Below are 18,982 nucleotides of genomic sequence, written 5' to 3' on the forward strand. Positions count from 1 at the left end.
GCGGAATCATCAATAGTCCAACCGGCCTTCTTCGTAGGCAAAACAGCGGATTTTTGAACCGTCCTCTTTTGCGATCAACTCCGGTGTAATATGTCGGCATTGATCATTGGCGTACTTGCAGCGGCCGTGAAAAGCGCATCCCAATGGCGGATTCATCGGCGACGGGAGTTCACCCGGTAAGCGAATTTTTTCGATGCGCTGTTCCGGTTTGATTCTCGGGGTCGACGACAACAGTGCGCGAGTATAGGGATGCTTAGGATTTTTGAAGATCTGCTCCGTCGGTCCTTGCTCCACTACACGCCCCAAATACATCACCAACACCTCATCCGCGATGTGTTCCACAACGGATAAATCGTGTGAGATGAAGATGTATGCCAGACCAAATTCCTTCTGAATGTCCATCATCAGATTCAATACCTGCGCCTGCACAGACACATCGAGTGCGGACACGGGCTCGTCGGCAACCACCACTTTTGGATTCATCATCAAACCGCGGGCGATGGCAATACGTTGACGTTGCCCGCCGGAAAACATGTGTGGGTATCGGTCATAATGTTCCGCTTTTAGACCGACCTTTTCGAGTAGATACAACGCACGTTCTTTTCGGTCTGGTGGTGTCATTTCGCTGTTAATAACCAACGGTTCTTCCAAAATATGGCCGACTTTTTTCCGTGGATTCAACGAGCCATAAGGGTTCTGGAAAATGATCTGTATCCGTTGGCGGGCTTCTTTTTTTGCATCGCCGGTTAAGGCAAGCAAGTTCTTTCCATTGAATTCAATGGAGCCTGCGGTGGGGGTTTCAATCATGGTCAGCTGGCGCGCTAAGGTCGATTTACCACAGCCGGATTCACCCACCACGGCCAGTGTTTTACCCGCCGCTACTTCGAAGCTCACACCATCAACCGCTTTTACAATACCTTTGGGTTTCAGAAAGCCCTGGCTGACTTCGTAATGTTGTTTAAGACCTTCACCGCGCAATACGATATTTTTTTCCTGTGCAGTCATCAGGCTGCATCCTCCTGTTTCAACAGCGGTTTAAAGCAGCGCACAGCGTGGCTGTCGGTGGCAATGAGTTCAGGCTCCTGCTCTCGGCATTTATCCATCACGTAAGGGCAACGCGGGTTCAGCAAGCAGCCGTTCGGTCGGTCGTTCGCACCCGGCACCACACCAGCCAACGCATCCAAACGTTCTTTACCTGCAGCCGATTCCGGCAAACTTTTCATTAGCGCTTCGGTGTAGGGATGTTGCGGGTTGGCAAAAATTTCGGCAGCGGGACCGGTTTCCACAACCTGACCCGCGTACATAACCACAACTCGATCAGCAGCTTCGGAAACTAACGCCAAATCATGGGTGATCAATATCAGGCCCATGTTTTTCTGTTTTTGCAGGTCGAGTAGCAAGTCGATGATTTGCGCCTGAATGGTCACGTCCAAGGCCGTAGTTGGCTCGTCGGCGATCAGCAGTTTCGGGTCACAGGCGATCGCCATCGCAATCATCACGCGTTGGCTCATACCACCGGATAGCTGATGTGGATACACATTAATGCGCTCTTCCGGTGCCGGAATACCAACCTGACGAAGCAGATCTATCGCCTTGGCTTTTCGTTCTTTGCGGCTGCCACCCTGATGCACTTCAATGGCTTCCATGATCTGGTTGCCTACCGTAAAACATGGATTCAGGGCCGTCATCGGGTCCTGAAAGATCATGGCGATGTCGTCACCGGTAATTTTTCGGCGTGCTTTATCGCTCATTTCCAGCAGTTTGTTGCCTTCAAAATCGAGTGTGTCGGCCATGACTTTGCCGGGGAAATCGATCAACCCCATCAGAGCCAGAGAACTGACGGATTTTCCCGAGCCAGACTCACCGACAATACCGAGAACTTCACCGGCGTTGACGTCGTAACTCAAACGATCAACTGCGCGGAACGGGTTTTCGCCGGTGCCAAAGGTGACCGACAGATTTTTTACAGATAATAAACTCACATCAGTCTCCTATTGCTTCAGTTTCGGGTCAAGCGCGTCACGCAAGCCGTCGCCCATTAAGTTGAACGCCAGCACCGTGGTTAAAATCATTAAGCCAGGGAAGGTGACAACCCACCATGCGCTCTGGATAAACTCTTTTGCGGTGGCGAGCATCGTGCCCCACTCCGGCAATGGCGGTTGTGCACCTAGGCCCAAAAAGCCCAGGGCGGCCATGTCCAGAATGGCATTGGAGAATCCGAGTGTGGCCTGCACGATCAGTGGTGCCAGGCAGTTCGGTAGAATGGTAATAAACATCAAACGCATTGAGCGAGCCCCGGCAACTCGCGAAGAGATCACGTAGTCACGGTTTTTTTCTGCCAACACGGAGGCTCGGGTGAGTCGAATGTAATGAGGCAGGTAAACCAGGCTTAACGCCAGTCCCGCATTGACAATACTGGGACCGAGCACAGCGACAATACCAATGGCTAACAGCAGTGCAGGCAGGGATTGCAAAATGTCACTGATACGCATAATGGCCGTATCCAGGAACCCACCAAAATAGCCTGCAAATAAGCCAAGGCTGATACCCATAATCAGTGAAATGCTGACAATAAACAAACCAATGAGCAGTGACAGTCGCGCGCCGTGCATCAAGCGAGACAGAATATCCCGGCCGACGCCGTCTGTGCCCAACAGGAATTGGGATGAACCACCTTCGGAAAAGGCCGGTGGGGTCAAAATGAATTCCCGGAATTGATCGGTTGGGGAGTGCGGGGCTAAAACGTCTGCCAACACCGCCAACAGGACAATGAAGCTCACATAAGCAAGCCCGATAACGGCACCACGGTTCTGTTTGAAGTAGAACCAGAATTCATTCAAAGGGGTGCGAGGCCCTTGAACAGTAATATTTGACTGTGTCATATCGCCTCCTATTTGCTGTGACGAACACGTGGATTAATGATGCCGTAGGTCAGGTCAACCAATAAATTCACGATGATAATGATGGTCGCAATAATCAATAAACCACCTTGAACAACCGGGTAGTCGCGGCGACCAATGGCTTCGATTAACCATTTGCCGATACCGGGCCAGGCAAAAATGGTTTCCGTTAAAATCGCTCCGCTCAATAGTGTACCGACTTGCAAACCAATCACGGTGACTACCGGAATCAAGGCATTGCGCAAACCATGTTTCATGACCACCCGGAACTTCGACAAGCCCTTTGCACGTGCTGTTCGTATGTAATCTTCGCCCAGTACTTCCAGCATGGAAGAACGTGTCATTCGGGCAATCACGGCCATGGGAATGGTGCCTAATACAATGGAAGGTAAAAACAGATGGGACAGTGCAGAGCGAACGGCGCCTTCCTCACCGGACAACCAAGCGTCGATAATCATAAAACCTGTCACTTCATCGACCCAATAGAGCACGTCTAGTCGACCGGCAACGGGTGTGATGTCGAGTTGAATAGACATGAACAGAATCAGCAACAAACCCCACCAGAAAATGGGCATCGAATACCCGGCCAGTGAAATAGTCATCACGGTATGGTCAAAGAAACTGCCTCGTTTTACCGCGGCGATGATGCCGAGAGGTAACCCGACGCAGAACGCAAACAGCGCAGCAAAAAAGGATAATTCGATAGTGGCCGGAAACAGGGTTAAAAACTCGTCCATAACCGGTTCACGGGTAATAAAGGAGGTGCCCAGGTCACCCTGTACGACATTACCCACATAGCGGATGTACTGTTGCCATAGGGGTTTGTCTAAACCCAGCAGGGCTTCTATTTCCTGCCGTTGTTCTTCGGAAAACCCGCGTTCGCCGCCCATAACGGTGACGGGATCGCCAGGAATTAAATGAATAAGTGAAAACGTCAGTAATGAAACGCCAATAAAGGTTGGGATCACCATGCCCAAACGACGTATAAAAAATTGAAACATCGGACTACCTGAATAACGAGCTAAATTAATGGGAATGAGGGGAAACTAGCGCTCTGAGTGTTCCGTTACTTGCCGGAAACAAGGTCACTGGAGGGAATGACCCACTGCAATAATGGATGTATGACAGTTTTACTCAAACAAAGCAGGCGGCCAGTTGGCCGCCTTTAGTTTCAACACACTATTAATTACTCTGTGATATCGACAGCGTAAAAGTCATGTTGACCGAATGGGCTCATCTTGTACCCAGTCACTTCTTTACGCACTGGTTCGAAAACAACCGAGTGAGCGATTGTGATCCAAGGAGCCTGGTCTTTGAAGATCACCTGAGCTTCTTTATAAAGTTCAGTACGGGTTTCTACATCGGCAGTTGTTTTCGCCTGCTCCAGTAAGCCGTTGAATTCTTCATCACACCAGAAAGCACGGTTGCCGCCGCTTTCTGCAGCTGGGCATCCCAACAGAACATACATGAAGTTGTCTGGGTCACCGTTGTCGCCCGTCCAGCCCAGCATCATGGTTTCATGCTCGCCTTTCTGCGTACGATCAAGGTATTCACCCCATTCGTAAGAAACGATGTTGGCTTTAACGCCCACTTTGGCCCAGTCTTCCTGAATCAGCTCAGCCATACGTTTAGCGTTCGGGTTGTATGGACGCTGTACTGGCATTGCCCACAGATCGGTTTCGAAACCATTCGGGAAGCCTGCTTCCGCTAACAATTCCTTCGCCATTTCTGGGTTGTATTCGTAGTCGACAACATCATCGTTGTAAGACCACATGGTTGGTGGAATTGGGTTTTTCGCTACTTCACCGGCACCTTGGTAAACCGCGTCGAGAATCGCTTCTTTGTCGGTCGCGATGTTCAACGCCTGACGAACCAATTGGTTGTCGAAAGGAGCTTTTTGCGTATTGAAGGCAAGGTAACCTACGTTCAGACCGTTAGACTGCAGAATGTTAATGTCTGAGTCGGACTTCATTGCTGCAACATCCGAAGGGTTCGGATACGGCATGTGGTGACATTCGCCTTTCTTCAGTTTCGCATAACGAACGCTAGCGTCTGGTGTAATCGAGAATACCAATCGGTCAATCTTAGACTTGCCTTCCCAGTACGCAGTGTGCGCAACATAACGGATAACAGAGTCTTTCTTGTACTGTGCCAAAACGAATGGACCTGTTCCCACGGGGATTTTATCCAATTGTTCTGGGGTTCCGGCTTTCATGTACATGTCAGCCTGTTCAGCAGAGAAGATTGATGCAAAATCCATCGCCATGTTGGCTATGAAGGTTGCATCGGCACTGTTCAGATGAAACTTGACGGTGTAATCATCAACTTTTTCAACGCTCTTGATGATGTTTGCCATATCCATGTAGCCAAAGTAGGCGTATTCCTGACCACTGACATTATGGTATGGATGGCTATCCAGTAACTGTCGGTTGATACTGAACAGAACGTCGTCTGCATTAAAATCCCGTGATGGGCGGAAGTCTTTACGCTGGTGGAACTTGACGTTCTTACGCAGGTTGAAGGTGTAGGTCATACCATCTGGAGAAACGCTCCAGCTTTCGGCCAGACCTGGCACAATGCTGGTTCCGCCACGTTCAAATTCAACCAGCCGGTTGAACATTGGCCGCGAAGAAGCATCAAAAGATGTTCCTGATGTATAAAAGGCTGGGTTAAAACCTTCTGGGCTGGCTTCTGAACAATAGACAAAAGTCTTATTTGCAGCAGCTGCGCCGGTGGCAAGTGTTGCTGCCATAGTAGCGCTGGCTAATAATTTTAGGCCGATCTTCATTATTATGATTCTCCTTTGTGCCGTACCGGATAGGGAACGACGTCAGTGAGTTTTGACTCGCGTAACTACTTCATACGCAATTATTGTTATACGGCAATACAGTGTTGCAGTTTGCCTGCTATAGGCAAATTACCTTAAAGCAGGTCTTCATAGCTGGCAAGAAGTGCGTATGACTATTTTTGATTTTTTTATCAGTGACGGTGTGTCGATTGTTTGCCAAACGATCTATTTGGCGCCGATTTGGGGCGGATGAACATTAATTGCGCAATCTATGTTGTCTGTTGGTGCAGCTTTTTCAATGCGCCCAAAAATGCTTGAAACGCGGCGGAGTTAAGGGCTAGACTCAGCCGCAATTCTAAGTTTTCGGTTTAAATCGTTGAAATTACCGACATTTGGCTACAAACAGTTTCGTTACGAGACTCCAATAATGGCGCTGGGTTATTACCGTCAGGCCCGTCACGCGTTGAGTGAATGGTGTAACGAATAGCCCTCCATACAAATGTGAATATGTCGCACTGGCAAAAATGGCGGGTGGGATTATGTTTTGCATTCAACTTATTCGTTGTTCAGAATGAGCTCACTAATTACAAGAACCAGCCGGTTGTCATATTTCCCAGATGAATACCGGACCAGAGAGATGAGGAAACTTCCATGTCACAAGACGCTGCCGCTTTGGTCGTAAGCGATATCCACAAACGATTCGGCGAGCACGAAGTGCTTAAAGGGATTTCACTGGAAGCCCATAAAGGGGATGTCATCTCATTGATCGGATCTTCTGGGTCTGGTAAATCAACTTTCTTACGTTGTATCAATTTGCTTGAAGTCCCGACTTCAGGTGATATTCAGGTTCATGGTGAAAAGATAGATTTCAAAACCGATAAGCGGGGTATTCGGGTACCGGCGAATAATCGTCAGGTGGAACAGATGCGTTCACGTTTATCCATGGTATTTCAGGGGTTTAATCTCTGGTCACACATGACCGTGATGGAAAACATCATTGAAGCACCGGTAAATGTTCTGGGTATCAGTAAAGCGGAAGCTATGGAGCGTGCCAAAGAACATTTGGATCGTGTTGGCCTGTACGACCGAAAAGATTATTACCCGGCGCATATGTCGGGTGGTCAGCAACAACGTGCGGCTATTGCGCGCGCGTTGGCCATGAATCCGGAAGTGATGCTGTTCGACGAACCGACATCCGCACTGGACCCGGAGCTGGTTGGTGAAGTATTGAAGGTGATGCATGGGCTGGCGGATGAAGGCCGGACCATGATCGTGGTAACGCACGAAATGGCGTTCGCCAAAGATGTGTCTAACCATGTCCTTTATTTGCACGAAGGTTGCATTGAAGAACAGGGCGATCCGAAGAAAGTGTTCGAAAACCCGTCTTCTGAACGAATGAAGCAGTTTCTGTCACCGAAATATTAATTTTTGGTGGTTTAGAAAATGATGTCTGATGCTCACTGTCAGGCGGATTCAGGGAACTGTGAACAGGTCAACACAATCTGCTCACAGTAACCTTAATAATTAGAAATGAGCAAGTAGAGCAATCGAAACACTCAACTTTTTGCAACATGGAGCAATGAAAATGAAAAAAACACTAGTCGCTATCGCTGGTGCTCTGGCACTGACCTCAGCTGTTGAAGCGAAAGATTGGGATACGATCCGTGCCGGCGTCGATGCCCCTTATCCTCCGTTTGAATACAAAGCACCTGACGGTACTTTGACCGGTTTCGAAATTGAACTGGGCAATGAAGTTTGTAAAGAAATCACTGGCAAAGATTGTGATTGGGTTATCCAAGCTTGGGACGGTATCATTCCTGGTCTGTTGGCGCGTAAATACGACATGATCTTCTCTTCTATGTCGATCAACGAAGAACGTCAGAAGCGCGTATTGTTCTCTGCCCCATACTACACTACCCCATCTGCGTTCTTCGCACCTGGTGCGTTTGATCCTGCGAATGCCAAAGGCAAGCGTATCGGTGTACAGCGTGCCACCATCCAGGACACGTACCTGACTGAATTCCTGGCGGATTCTGAAATCGTTCGTTACACCACAGCAGATGACATGGTTGTTGATATCAAAGGTGGCCGTTTAGACGCTATGTTTGTTGACGCACCAGTGGGTCTGGAAATGTTGGGCGACAGCGCAGACATCAAACAAGTGGGTGATTTCGTGAAAGAGCCTGTGCGTATTTTCGGTGAAGGCGTAGGCGCTGCATTCCGTAAGCGTGACACTGAACTGGCAGACAAAGTTTCTGCAGCATTGGAAAAAATCAAAGCTAGCGGTAAATATGACGAAATTATGAACCGTTACTTCGATTTCGACATCAAACTGTAATGGTTTGAATGTCCCGCTCACCGGGTCCGGTGAGCTGAATCCGAGAGGGGCTTCGCCCCTCTTACTTAACCTCTGTTAGTGCCGCTCTCTATGCGCTGAAAGCTCAGTGAATACAAAGCGAATCTAATTAAAACAACAAGAGACTACCTGATGTTTGATTTCGAAGGCTATGGTCCATCTATCTTTGGTGGTGCAATTTTAACCATTGAATTAGCGGTACTGTCGTTACTGCTGGCTTTTTTTCTGGGCTTGCTTGGGGCGTTGGGTAAACTTTCCCACAATCGTCTTGCGAAGGGCATAGCAACTGGCTACACCACAATTATCCGCGGTATTCCAGATCTGGTTTGGATGATGCTGTTGTTTTATGGTGGCCAAATTATGGTCAACGCCATATTTGAACGCCTCTATGATGCCACTGATGGGCGCATCGACATTTTCTTTTCGTTCAATGAATTCATCTCCGGTGTGTTAACCATCGGTTTTATTTTCGGTGCTTACATGACCGAAACGTTTCGCGGTGCGTTTTTATCAGTGGATGTTGGTCAGATCGAAGCAGGCAAGGCGTATGGCATGAGCGGTTGGCAGATTTTTAAACGTATTCTGTTTCCGCAAATGATGCGTCATGCCATTCCGGGCATCGCCAATAACTGGCAGGTGTTGTTAAAAACGACGGCGCTGGTCAGTGTTATTGGTTTGGCGGATATGGTCCGCTTAGCCACTGAGGCCGCAAAAACAACCGGTCAGCCGTTCAAGTTTTTATTACCCGTAGCGCTGATGTTTTTGTTGTTTGCTGCGTTGTCTGACATTGTCTTCCGCAAGTTGAATGTTCGTTACAGTGCCGGTGTGGTGAAGGGTTAAGTCATGATTGAATCAATTACAGAAATTTTTTCCAACCCTTGGACTTGGGCGCATTACTGGGATGGGTTTGTGATGACCGTGCAACTGGTGTTCATCGCTTTGCTAATCGGTGGTTCACTTGCTGTTCCGTTGGCCATTATGCGCACCTCCAGTAATCCGTTTATTAATTGGCCGGTCTGGTGTTTCACTTACGTATTTCGTGGTACGCCTTTGTTGATCCAGTTGTACCTGATTTATTACGGTGTCACGCTCATCGATGGCATTCAAGAAAGCTTCTGGTGGGTGATTTTAAAGCGCGCCTATTACCCCTGTTTAATTGCCTTTGCACTGAACACGGCAGCATATACAACTGAAATTTTCCGTGGCGCGATTGAAGCAACGCCGCGCGGCGAAATTGAAGCAGCGAAAGCCTATGGCATGAGTTGGGGCAAACGGATGAAACGCATCGTATTGCCCAGTGCGTTTCGGCGTGCCATTCCGGCTTATTCCAACGAAGTTATTTTTATGCTTCATGCCAGCGCGATTGCCTCTACGGTGACCATTATCGATCTGCTCGGAGCCGCGCGTGATGTGTATGCACGATACTACGCGCCGTTTGAAGCTTTTATTTCGATCGGTCTGATTTACCTGAGTTTGACCTTTGCAATTCTCGCCGTATTTAAGCAATTGGAAAAACGACTGCTCGGGCATTTGCAACCGCGTTAACGTATTGCTCTTTTTCATAAAGCCAGTTTTAACTGGCTTTATTTTCATTTGCTATTCTTTCGGCACGTCCTATCCAACAGTTATAGAATCTGAACACCATGATGAATTCTTTCTTTTTTTCACCCCATAAAAACATTATCAAACACACCATGGCCTGTGCCGATGAAACGTTGGAGCCCCGCCACGATATCTTGTCTGCCGGAACAGAAGTGACGTTTCTGGATGTCGGTGTTATTAAGTTTGAACCGAATACCGCCTGTGATACCTCGTTAGTGATCTCTTGCGGTGTGCACGGCAATGAAACAGCGCCGATTGAGATTGTGTCGCAGATCATTGACGACCTTCTTGCGGAAGACGCTAAGTGTGCTCAACGGGTGCTGTTTATCTTAGGCAACCCTTGGTCCATGATCGCCGCAGAGCGTTTTGTGGACGTGAACATGAACCGGTTATTTTGTGGCGATTGGCAGCAACAGGACCTGTCGCTGAAAGAGGTGAAACGCGCAGCGAAACTGGAAGCTTACGTCGCGAATTTCTTTGCCGAAGAACCGGTAACAGTCAAACAACGTTACCATTACGATTGCCACACCGCGATACGCGACAGCGCGCGGGAACGTTTTGGTTTGTACCCCTTTGTGCCGGGGCGTGAGTTACCAGCGGAACAAAAATCATTCCTGGCCTGCGCTGATATCGATACCGTGCTGCTGCAACAGAAAGAAGCCAACACCTTCAGCTCGTTCACCTCACTGAAGCATGGTGCAGAGAGTTTTACGTTGGAGTTAGGCAAAGTAAAACCCTTTGGTGAAAATGATCTGAGCCGTTTTAACGGCATTGATCAGGCATTGCGTGGATTGATCGAAGGCAAGCCGCTCAATGCCGAGCATGCCGATTCTGTTGACGAATTTGAAGTGTGTCATTCCGTTATAAAAACCAGTGACAACTGGGTGTTCGATGTTGCTGACGATGTCGCAAACTTTACGGATTTTGCGCCCGGTACACGCATTTGGCAAGACGGCGAGACCGAATACCGGGTCGGAGCTGAACCAGAATACATCGTGTTCCCAAATCGACAAGTGCCAGTAGGACAGCGCGCGGGCTTGATGCTGAAGAAAAAAGGTTAACGCACGATTACCTGCACCCAATCCGCCAGGGGCGTGATGGGTAAGACAAACGCGCTCAAGACGCCGGTCAGGCTCATCGCCAAGCCGGCAAACGCACCACAAGTCACCGATTTCTCAAACGCCTGCGCGGTGCCAAAACCATGAGCGGTTAGGCCAATAACAAAACCATGCACGGCATCGTTCTGCACGCGCAATAATCTCAGGGTTATCGGTATCAACAGGCAACCAATGGCCCCAGTGAGTAATACCATACCCGCCGTTAGCGACGGGCTGCCGCCCGATACTGCAGAAATGTCCATCGCGATGGGGGTGGTGATGGATTTCGCAATCAGGCTCAGGCTCAGTAATTCTTCTCCCGTCCAAACGGCACTGAGCAACGCAGCACTGAATGCAGCCACGATGGCGCCCACCAGACACGAAATTAACAACGGGAACATCATCTTCTTGATCAAAGCCATCTGCTCGTAGAGTGGAATGGCCAGTGCCACGGTGGCTGGGCCTAACAGAAAATGAATAAACAGGGTGTCTTGTTGGTAAGTTGGGTAATCCCAGCCCAGCAAAGTTAACAATCCCATCAGGGTGAAAATGCTGAGCAGCACCGGGTGAACCAGAGGTGAACGCCGCAATTTGATGTAAATCTGTTCGGCTAACAGATAGATGCCCAGTGTCGCGCTAATCGCCAGTAATGTGCGAATCTCGAAGCTCATGTGTTATTTGACCCGCGCCAGTTTAAAGATGGCGACCATCGCTAAAGCGGCTAATAGGCTGCTGGCTGCGATGATGACGAGAATCTGCAGGCCGTTTTCCTGCAACCGAGCCCAATGCTCAATCAAACCAACACCTGCGGGCACAAACAACAGGGTAAGGTAGCGCAGCAGCAGACTGGACGGTTGTTTCAGCCAATCGGGCACGCTGCCATAAATAACCAGGGTTAACCAAAGCCCAAGCAAACCCACGACACTGCCCGGAATAGGCCAGTCAGCCCAGGCGACCAGTGCCGATCCGGCAAACCAATACAGAATTAAGACAAAGATACCGAGCACAATACACTTCCTGACGATGACGGGCTAAAGGATATGCCCGAAAGGCAACGCGAGCAAAGACTGGGCAATAATAACCGATATTTCAAAGGGTTATTATCGGGCAATGGTCGAAGTTTCGCGTGCACCAGATTAAAAATCCCTTATAATCGCCGCCATGAGTAAAGCAAAGAAATCCAAGTCCACCGCTGGTGGCACCATCGCCCAGAATAAGAAAGCCCGTCACGACTATCACATTGTCGATAAGTTCGAAGCCGGTCTTGCGTTAATGGGCTGGGAAGTGAAAAGTCTCCGCGCCGGAAAACTGCAGCTGGTTGACAGCTATATCATCTTCAAAAACGAAGAAGCCTTCTTGATTGGCGCGCATGTGACCCCGTTGAATACGGCGTCGACGCATGTTATCGCAGATCCGTCACGGACCCGTAAACTGCTATTGCACCGCCGCGAAATCGATAAGATGGAGCGTGAAGCCAAGCAAACTGGCTATTCGGCAGTGTGCCTGGCGGTATACTGGAAGGGTAACAAGATCAAAGCCGAAGTGGCGCTGGTGAAAGGAAAGCAACTGCACGATAAACGCGCCGCCATGAAAGAAAAAGAATGGGGCTTGAACAAGCAGCGTATTCTCAAGCAGGGTAACCGTTAACAACCGTTACTGTTGAAATAAGAAAGCGAAGCCGCGATACCGTGCTTCGCTTTTTTTTGCTTTGGATTTTTCAGACACTGATCTGTTCATCATGATTTTGCTACCCGAAGTCCATGGGTCTGAATGTCATGCCTGCTTTGGGATACAGAGTGAATTTGAGCATGATAGTGAAAAATCCGGGCTAAACTCTGATGACCCTTAAGCCGTAATCGGAGGCGTTTATGGAAACACACAGTGCACTGGTCGTCGGGGCCAGTGGCGGCATCGGCCGCGCTATTTCCACTCAATTGGCTAAAGATGGCTGGCAAATCCTGGCCCACGGCCGAGACGACGGCAAACTCCAAGCTACGAAGCAAGCTGTAGAACAGGGGGGCGGCGTTTGTACAACGTTCAGCGCAGATTTAAGTGACCCGACCGGCGTGACTCAACTCGCGGAGTGGGCGAATTCTCAAAGCGGGTTCTCGGCCGTAGTCTGGACGGCCGGTGGCGGTAAGTCGGTCGACAGTGGCCCAGATGCTCTGGAAGAGTGGCAACGTACGCTGGCCGTAATTCTGCATGCGCCGATGCGCTTGGTTGGCTTAACGTTACCGGTATTGAAACAACAGCAGGGCAGTTATCTGTTTATCGCCGGAATGTACGCAAAAATAGGCATGAGCCGTATGGCGGCACACTGTGCGGGACGCCATGGGTTGGAAGGTTTCTGCAAAGCGTTGTTTGAGGAAGTTCGTGAAGACGGTGTCTCCGTGACGTTACTGCACCCTGGGTTTGTGTTCAGTCCATTATCGAACCTGGAACGACTCGACCCGGAAAAAATGATCCAAACGGAAGACATCGCTGCCATGGTCAGCCTGGCTATTAACATGCCGGTGCAAACCTGTGTCAGCGAGATGGTGGTTCGCCCACAGCGGTCACCCTACCGGTAGCGATAAAAAATCGCGGCCCGGGAAACCCCAGGCGCGTGGCAAAAGTTGTGATTTTGCCAAGACCGGAACGCGATATGCATGGTTTTACTGAATTTGCAAAAATGAGAACCCTGTGCCAAGGTGAATCATTATTGCTGGATAGCTTTGTGTTCGTCGCAGTCAGCATCGGTTACGAGATCTACCCTTGTTAGTCGTCGTATTCCAAGCACGGTCAACCAACAGTCTGTTTGTTCAAACTAAGCAGCCAGGAGGATAACGTCATGGAACCAACCATCCGCACTTTTACCGCGATTCCCAAAAATTCAGTGTCATCACTGAATCCTGAATTCATGTCTCCTCAGCGCGTTCCGCACTGATTCAAAACGCGTGGTGAACGCACCACAACATCTGTCATTCCAGCTATTCGCACGCTGCTAAACGGTCAGCCCCAAAAGCTGTCGCCGTTTTTGCGTGGTGCGTAGCTACCCGAAGTGAAACAGGATTTATGCAAAATTTTTGGCATGACACACTGGTGTTTGCGCGCCAGGTTCGGCATGAGTTACATCGCCATCCTGAACTGGCCTGGCAGGAGACCGCAACCGCTGCGCGTATTCGCCAAGTCTTAACGGAGCTTGATATTTCGTGGCGTCCCTGTGCTGGAACGGGCACGGTTGCGTGGTTGGCACCAAACGCACCGGGAACCCATTTGGCCCTGCGCGGCGATATGGATGCACTGCCCATTCACGAAAAATCCGGTGCAAACTGGGCTTCAGACCAGGATGGCGTGATGCACGCCTGCGGGCACGATGGGCACACCGCTGCACTGTTAGCGAGCGCTCGTTGGTTAAAAAAATGTGAGGCGGCGTTACCCGGCCCGGTTACCTTATTGTTTCAACCGGCAGAAGAAGGTGGGCACGGCGCGCGTGAAATGATCACCGACGGCGCGCTGGATCAGGTCGACGAAGTGTACGGTTGGCACAACTGGCCTGCCATCGATTTTGGTCAATTTGTGTGCCCGGATTCCATCGTGATGTGCGGCAATGGAACGTTCGAGGTCATCCTTAACGGTACCGGAGGTCACGCCAGCCAACCAGAGTCGTGTCGGGACCCGGTGTTGGCTGCCGCAGCCATGACCTTGAACCTACAGCAGATTGTCAGTCGGCGATCATCCCCGCAACAACCAGTTGTGGTCAGTGTTACCTCGATTGACGCGCCCAGTGGCCTTACTGTTATTCCTGAAACGGCAACGTTGCGTGGTTCCATCCGGGTACCGGACACAGACACTAAGCAACAGGTCAACGCCTGGATTATACAAATCTGTAAAGACACCGCACGAACCTACGATGTGAGTTGTGATGTGCGAATACAACCGCGTTACAACGCCACCATCAATCATGCCCGCCAGGCAAGCCATGCCAGACACGCCTGGCAACGTGAGTTTGGTGAGCAGTCGCTCGGCAGCGACGTCGCGTTGCCGATCATGGCATCGGAAGATTTCAGCTATTACCTGGAACAGAGACCCGGTGCTTTCGCCCTGATTGGCGCCAATGACGGCGAGCAGAACGCTCACCCCTGTCACAGCGCTTATTACGATTTCAATGACCGATTGCTGGAAAAAGTTGTGCGTTGGTACGCGCAACTCGCGGGTGTAAAAACACCACCCTTTGGTCAAACACAACCGCAGACCGATGTCTGCATGGGAGGAAATGCATGAGTATTTTTGATCAACGTGAATCGAACCTGCGCGCCTACAGCCGTGTTTACCCAACGGTATTTGATACCGCGTTGAACGCCAGGCAAACCGACGAAAACGGCAAAGAGTACATCGACTTTTTTGCCGGCGCCGGCGTGTTGAATTTTGGTCACAACAACCCTCGCATGACCAGCACCGTGGTGAAATACATTCAGAACAATGGTGTGACGCACAGTTTGGATATGAGCACGACCGCCAAGCGAACCTTCATGGAAACCTTTACCGACGTCATTCTCAAGCCTCGCAATATGCCACATGTGATGCAGTTTGTTGGACCGACCGGTACCAACGCAGTAGAGGCAGCCATGAAACTCGCTCGTCGCGTTACCGGGCGGACGAATATCGTTGCATTTAACCACGCCTTTCATGGTATGACCTTAGGGTCACTCGCCGCTACTGCGAATGAATATTTCCGCGGTGCTTCCGGTGTGCCATTGAATCATGTTTCTCATCAACCTTTCGGTTGCGACACGCCGTGTCTGAACTGCGAGTTGGGCTGTGGTCGTTCACAGTTGCGTGCGTTGCGTGCGCAATATCTGGATTCGTCTTCCGGGCTGGAAAAGCCAGCTGCTTTTTTATTGGAAGTGATTCAGGCCGAAGGCGGCGTTAATGTCGCTGATAAAACATGGTTACACGATGTTCAGGCACTTGCCAAAGAATTAGGCGCACTGTTCATTGTCGATGAAATTCAGGTAGGTATGGGGCGCACCGGTTCTTTCTTCAGTTTCGATGACCTGGATATCGACCCGGATATCATCTGCCTCGCCAAAGGGCTGGGTGGTTGGGGTACACCGCTGGCCATGAATCTGGTGAAACCAGAACACGATCAGCAATGGTCACCCGGCGAACACACCGGCACTTTCCGTGGGCAAAGTTTGTCGTTCGTTGCTGGAACCGAAGCATTGAAGTATTTCACTAACCCGGACCTGATGAACGAAGTCGCCCGCAAGACGAACGTGATGCAGGAAATGCTGCGCGAGCTGGCGCAGATGGACGGCGTGCAAGTTCGTGGCAAAGGCATGATTCAGGGTATCGATATTGGCGACGGTACTAAAGCCAAACAAATAGTCGCAAATTGTTTTGAATCCGGCTTGTTGCTGGGTGCATGTGGCACCGGTGGTCGGGTCATTAAATTGATACCGCCGCTGACCATCGACGATGCCGATTTAAACGAAGGCATGAATATTGTGATTAACGCGACGCGAGAAGTATTGGGGGCCTTATGAAAAAACGAGACGATATGACCTTTGCACCGGAAGAGTATGAACGCCGGATTGCAGAGTTACGCCAACGGATTGAAGCTCGTTGCCTCGACGCCGTGGTGATCACCGACCCGGAAAACATTATGTACCTGACCGATTATCAAACCACGGGTTATTCGTTTTTCCAGGCTTTGATTGTGCCGCTGGAACAAGAACCGTTCATGATCACTCGCGCCATGGAAGAGTCCAACGTGATTCACCGAACCTGGGTAGAACGCACACGACCCTACCCGGACACCGGGGATGCGATTCAGATGCTGGTGGATGCCTTGCGGGAATTTCACCTAGATGACAAACGCATTGGCTACGAACGGAACAGCTACTTTTTCCCGGCTTACCAGCAAGATTTCATTCACACCACACTGGTGCGCGCCAAGCTACTCGATTGCTTTGGCATTGTGGAAGAGGGGCGTATCTGCAAGTCGCCAGTTGAAATTGAATTAATGAAAAAAGCTGCCTTGGCAACCGAAGCGGGAATGAAAGCCGGTCTGGCGATTGCGCACGCCGGTGTAACCGAAAATGACATTGCCGCGGAAATCAGCGCGGCCATGTTTAAAGCCGGTGGCGAAGCCCCGGCCGTTATGCCTTATGTGACCTCAGGGCCGAGGACGATGATCGGCCATGCCACCTGGGAGGGGCGCGAAGTGTTGCCCGGCGAACATGTGTTTCTGGAAGTGGGTGGCTGTTATCGTCGTTATCATACTGCCATGATGCGCACTGCTGTAAATGGGACTCTGACCGATTCTATGTACAAAGCGCAGGAGCTGATGAAGGTGGCGCTGGCCTCGTTACACGACTATGTGCAGCCGGGCATGACCGTGTCTGATGTCGATAACCTGGTGCGTAACATCATTTCGCATAACGATGTTGGCGCTCGGCTGGTCACCCGTTCTGGTTATTCGATTGGTATCGCGTTTCCACCCAGTTGGGACGAAGGTTACATCTGCAGTTTGAAACAGGGTGACTCTACTATTCTGCGCGAGGGCATGACTTTCCACATTATTCCCTGGATGTGGGGCATCGACGGTGATAAAACCTGTGGTATTTCTGACACCATTTACGTCACAGACAGTGGCATTAAAAGCTTCTTTTCACTGGAGAAAGACTTCACCGTACACCCCAACCGGAAGGCTAACAGCGAACGGGTGACCGAAATCACGGCAACGGTTACCGACGCTCAAACAAAAACCTCGGCAGAAACGGCAGCGTCACGAGCGGAGACGACGGCAAAATCGTCGCCTAACCGATCACCCAAAACAAAAAAGGTTACCGAAGCCTGAACCGATGTGAGGAGCTATTTATGTTGAATGCAATTAACCCAAGCAATGGGGAGTTACTCAAACGCTACGCCGTGTTGAGCCGACCCGATATCGACACGCACATCGAACGTGCCCAGAAAGCTTTTCTGGCTTGGCGCGGCACGCCGTTGCGCGAACGGGCGGTTGTTCTTAACCGAGTTGCCGAGCAACTGCGCGCGCAGAAAGCGGAACTCGGCAAACTGATGACCGATGAAATGGGCAAGCCAGTCAAAGAAGCCGGTCCGGAAGTGGAAAAATCGGCCTGGTGCGCCGAACATTATGCTAGTCACGCCGAAGGGTATTTGGCGGACCAAGTGTTGGCCTCTGACGCCAGCCGCAGTTATGTACGGCATCAACCTTTGGGCGTCTTACTGGGTGTGTTGCCCTGGAATGCCCCGTTGTGGATTGCCTTTCGTTATTTGGCACCGGCGCTGATGGCGGGTAATACCTGTGTGATGAAACATGACCCGCATGTGCCAGGTTGCGCCGAAGCGATTGCCAATCTATTCCGCAAGGCGGGTGCGCCGGACGACATTGTCGTCAACCTGCCGGTGGTTACGCAGGATGTTGAGCACGCCATCCGGCACCCGGCTATTCAGGCCGTTTCCTTTACCGGTTCCGCCAAAGCTGGCGGTATTGTGGCTGCCGTGGCTGCGTCGGAAATCAAACACTCTGTGTTGGAACTGGGCGGTTCAGACCCTTTCGTTGTGCTGCAGGATGCCGACCTGGATACCGCGGCCGACGTCGCGACACTGTCCCGAACCATTAATGCAGGGCAGTCGTGCATTGCCGCTAAGCGCATTATTGTGGAGGCACCGGTCTATGATGCGTTTGTCGAGAAACTGGGGCAACGGTTGGCGAAACTGAAGGTTGGGGATCCTAACAACCCGGACACCGACATTGGTCCTATCGCGCGGGCGGATCTGCGCGATAACCTGCATCGCCAGGTGACCGAAACTCGCGAGCAAGGCGCGCGTTGTTTATTGGGCGGCGAACCTGTTCCCGGTCCCGGTTTTTATTATCCTGTCACTCTGCTAGCCGATGTACAGCCAGGTATGTGTGCCTTCGCAGAAGAAGTGTTTGGTCCAGTGATGGTAGTGATTAAAGCTGAAGACAGTGCGCACGCCATAACCTTGGCGAATGACTCTGATTATGGTCTGGGTGCGGCTATCTGGAGCGCGGATGTTGACCGGGCGGAACAGCTCGCGTGGCGAATCGATGCCGGTCAGGTATCGGTCAATGGCATTGTAAAAACCGACCCAAGGTTGCCCAGTGGTGGCATTAAACGTTCGGGTTTTGGCCGCGAACTCGGCCCGCATGGCATACTGGAATTTGTCAACGCCAAGCAGATCTGGTTGAAATAGCTGAACAATCAAA

The 18,982-nt window shown here is 50.6% G+C and carries 18 protein-coding genes; 11 read left to right on the top strand and 7 right to left on the bottom strand.

Annotated features, from left to right (window positions below; translation table 11 throughout):
* Positions 1 to 9: 9 nt before the first annotated feature.
* The 5 genes from IYN85_RS24720 to IYN85_RS24740 form a co-directional block, all read right to left on the bottom strand.
* Complete coding sequence (locus IYN85_RS24720; protein WP_196161657.1) at positions 10 to 1,005, bottom strand: dipeptide ABC transporter ATP-binding protein; 996 nt, start codon at positions 1,003 to 1,005, stop codon at positions 10 to 12.
* On the bottom strand, positions 1,005 to 1,982 hold the full coding sequence (dppD, locus tag IYN85_RS24725; RefSeq protein WP_196161658.1) for a dipeptide ABC transporter ATP-binding protein: 978 nt from the start codon (positions 1,980 to 1,982) through the stop codon (positions 1,005 to 1,007). The genes IYN85_RS24720 and dppD overlap by 1 nt, the downstream gene beginning before the upstream one ends.
* Before the next feature lie 9 nt (positions 1,983 to 1,991).
* Entirely contained in the window at positions 1,992 to 2,882 is an 891-nt protein-coding gene (gene dppC / locus IYN85_RS24730; protein WP_196161659.1) for a dipeptide ABC transporter permease DppC, read from the bottom strand.
* Positions 2,883 to 2,890: 8 nt separating this feature from the next.
* Positions 2,891 to 3,901, bottom strand: coding sequence for an ABC transporter permease subunit (locus IYN85_RS24735; protein WP_196161660.1), 1,011 nt, complete (start codon positions 3,899 to 3,901; stop codon positions 2,891 to 2,893).
* 185 nt (positions 3,902 to 4,086) lie between these two features.
* On the bottom strand, positions 4,087 to 5,688 hold the full coding sequence (locus tag IYN85_RS24740; protein WP_196161661.1) for an ABC transporter substrate-binding protein: 1,602 nt from the start codon (positions 5,686 to 5,688) through the stop codon (positions 4,087 to 4,089).
* 651 nt (positions 5,689 to 6,339) lie between these two features.
* On the opposite strand from IYN85_RS24740, the gene IYN85_RS24745 reads away from it, so the two are divergent.
* The 5 genes from IYN85_RS24745 (at position 6,340) to astE (ending at position 10,707) form a co-directional block, all read left to right on the top strand.
* Positions 6,340 to 7,113, top strand: coding sequence for an ABC transporter ATP-binding protein (locus IYN85_RS24745; RefSeq protein WP_196161662.1), 774 nt, complete (start codon positions 6,340 to 6,342; stop codon positions 7,111 to 7,113).
* Positions 7,114 to 7,273: 160 nt separating this feature from the next.
* Positions 7,274 to 8,026 (top strand): transporter substrate-binding domain-containing protein, encoded by a 753-nt coding sequence (locus IYN85_RS24750; RefSeq protein ID WP_196161663.1) that lies wholly within the window; start codon positions 7,274 to 7,276, stop codon positions 8,024 to 8,026.
* A gap of 150 nt (positions 8,027 to 8,176) precedes the next feature.
* Positions 8,177 to 8,884: an ABC transporter permease gene (locus tag IYN85_RS24755; RefSeq protein ID WP_196161664.1), complete on the top strand. Its 708-nt coding sequence runs from the start codon at positions 8,177 to 8,179 to the stop codon at positions 8,882 to 8,884.
* Between the two features lie 3 nt (positions 8,885 to 8,887).
* The gene (locus IYN85_RS24760; protein WP_196161665.1) at positions 8,888 to 9,589 is read left to right on the top strand and encodes an ABC transporter permease; all 702 of its coding nucleotides are present in this window, start codon (positions 8,888 to 8,890) and stop codon (positions 9,587 to 9,589) included.
* A 98-nt stretch (positions 9,590 to 9,687) separates the two neighbouring features.
* Complete coding sequence (astE, locus tag IYN85_RS24765) at positions 9,688 to 10,707, top strand: succinylglutamate desuccinylase (protein ID WP_196161666.1); 1,020 nt, start codon at positions 9,688 to 9,690, stop codon at positions 10,705 to 10,707.
* On the opposite strand, the gene IYN85_RS24770 is transcribed toward astE, so the two are convergent.
* Positions 10,704 to 11,414: an LrgB family protein gene (locus IYN85_RS24770; protein ID WP_196161667.1), complete on the bottom strand. Its 711-nt coding sequence runs from the start codon at positions 11,412 to 11,414 to the stop codon at positions 10,704 to 10,706. The two genes, astE and IYN85_RS24770, sit on opposite strands and share 4 nt — an antisense overlap.
* Before the next feature lie 3 nt (positions 11,415 to 11,417).
* Entirely contained in the window at positions 11,418 to 11,750 is a 333-nt protein-coding gene (locus tag IYN85_RS24775; protein WP_196161668.1) for a CidA/LrgA family protein, read from the bottom strand.
* A gap of 154 nt (positions 11,751 to 11,904) precedes the next feature.
* Here IYN85_RS24775 and smpB point away from each other — a divergent pair, with 154 nt between their 5' ends.
* The 6 genes from smpB (at position 11,905) to IYN85_RS24805 (ending at position 18,969) form a co-directional block, all read left to right on the top strand.
* Positions 11,905 to 12,390, top strand: a complete 486-nt coding sequence (gene smpB / locus IYN85_RS24780; RefSeq protein ID WP_196161669.1) for an SsrA-binding protein SmpB — start codon at positions 11,905 to 11,907, stop codon at positions 12,388 to 12,390.
* Between the two features lie 221 nt (positions 12,391 to 12,611).
* Positions 12,612 to 13,313 carry an SDR family oxidoreductase gene (locus IYN85_RS24785; RefSeq protein ID WP_196161670.1) on the top strand — a complete coding sequence of 234 codons (702 nt, stop codon included), beginning with the start codon at positions 12,612 to 12,614 and terminating at the stop codon, positions 13,311 to 13,313.
* Between the two features lie 484 nt (positions 13,314 to 13,797).
* Entirely contained in the window at positions 13,798 to 15,006 is a 1,209-nt protein-coding gene (gene doeB2 / locus IYN85_RS24790; RefSeq protein WP_196161671.1) for a N(2)-acetyl-L-2,4-diaminobutanoate deacetylase DoeB2, read from the top strand.
* Positions 15,003 to 16,271, top strand: coding sequence for an aspartate aminotransferase family protein (locus tag IYN85_RS24795; RefSeq protein WP_196161672.1), 1,269 nt, complete (start codon positions 15,003 to 15,005; stop codon positions 16,269 to 16,271). Before doeB2 ends, IYN85_RS24795 begins: the two co-directional genes overlap by 4 nt.
* Positions 16,268 to 17,587 (top strand): ectoine hydrolase, encoded by a 1,320-nt coding sequence (gene doeA, locus IYN85_RS24800; RefSeq protein ID WP_196161673.1) that lies wholly within the window; start codon positions 16,268 to 16,270, stop codon positions 17,585 to 17,587. Before IYN85_RS24795 ends, doeA begins: the two co-directional genes overlap by 4 nt.
* Positions 17,588 to 17,607: 20 nt before the next feature.
* On the top strand, positions 17,608 to 18,969 hold the full coding sequence (locus IYN85_RS24805) for an NAD-dependent succinate-semialdehyde dehydrogenase (RefSeq protein ID WP_196161674.1): 1,362 nt from the start codon (positions 17,608 to 17,610) through the stop codon (positions 18,967 to 18,969).
* Positions 18,970 to 18,982 lie beyond the last annotated feature (13 nt).

Source organism: Reinekea sp. G2M2-21 (assembly GCF_015687175.1).
Taxonomy (GTDB): Bacteria; Pseudomonadota; Gammaproteobacteria; order Pseudomonadales; family Natronospirillaceae; genus Reinekea.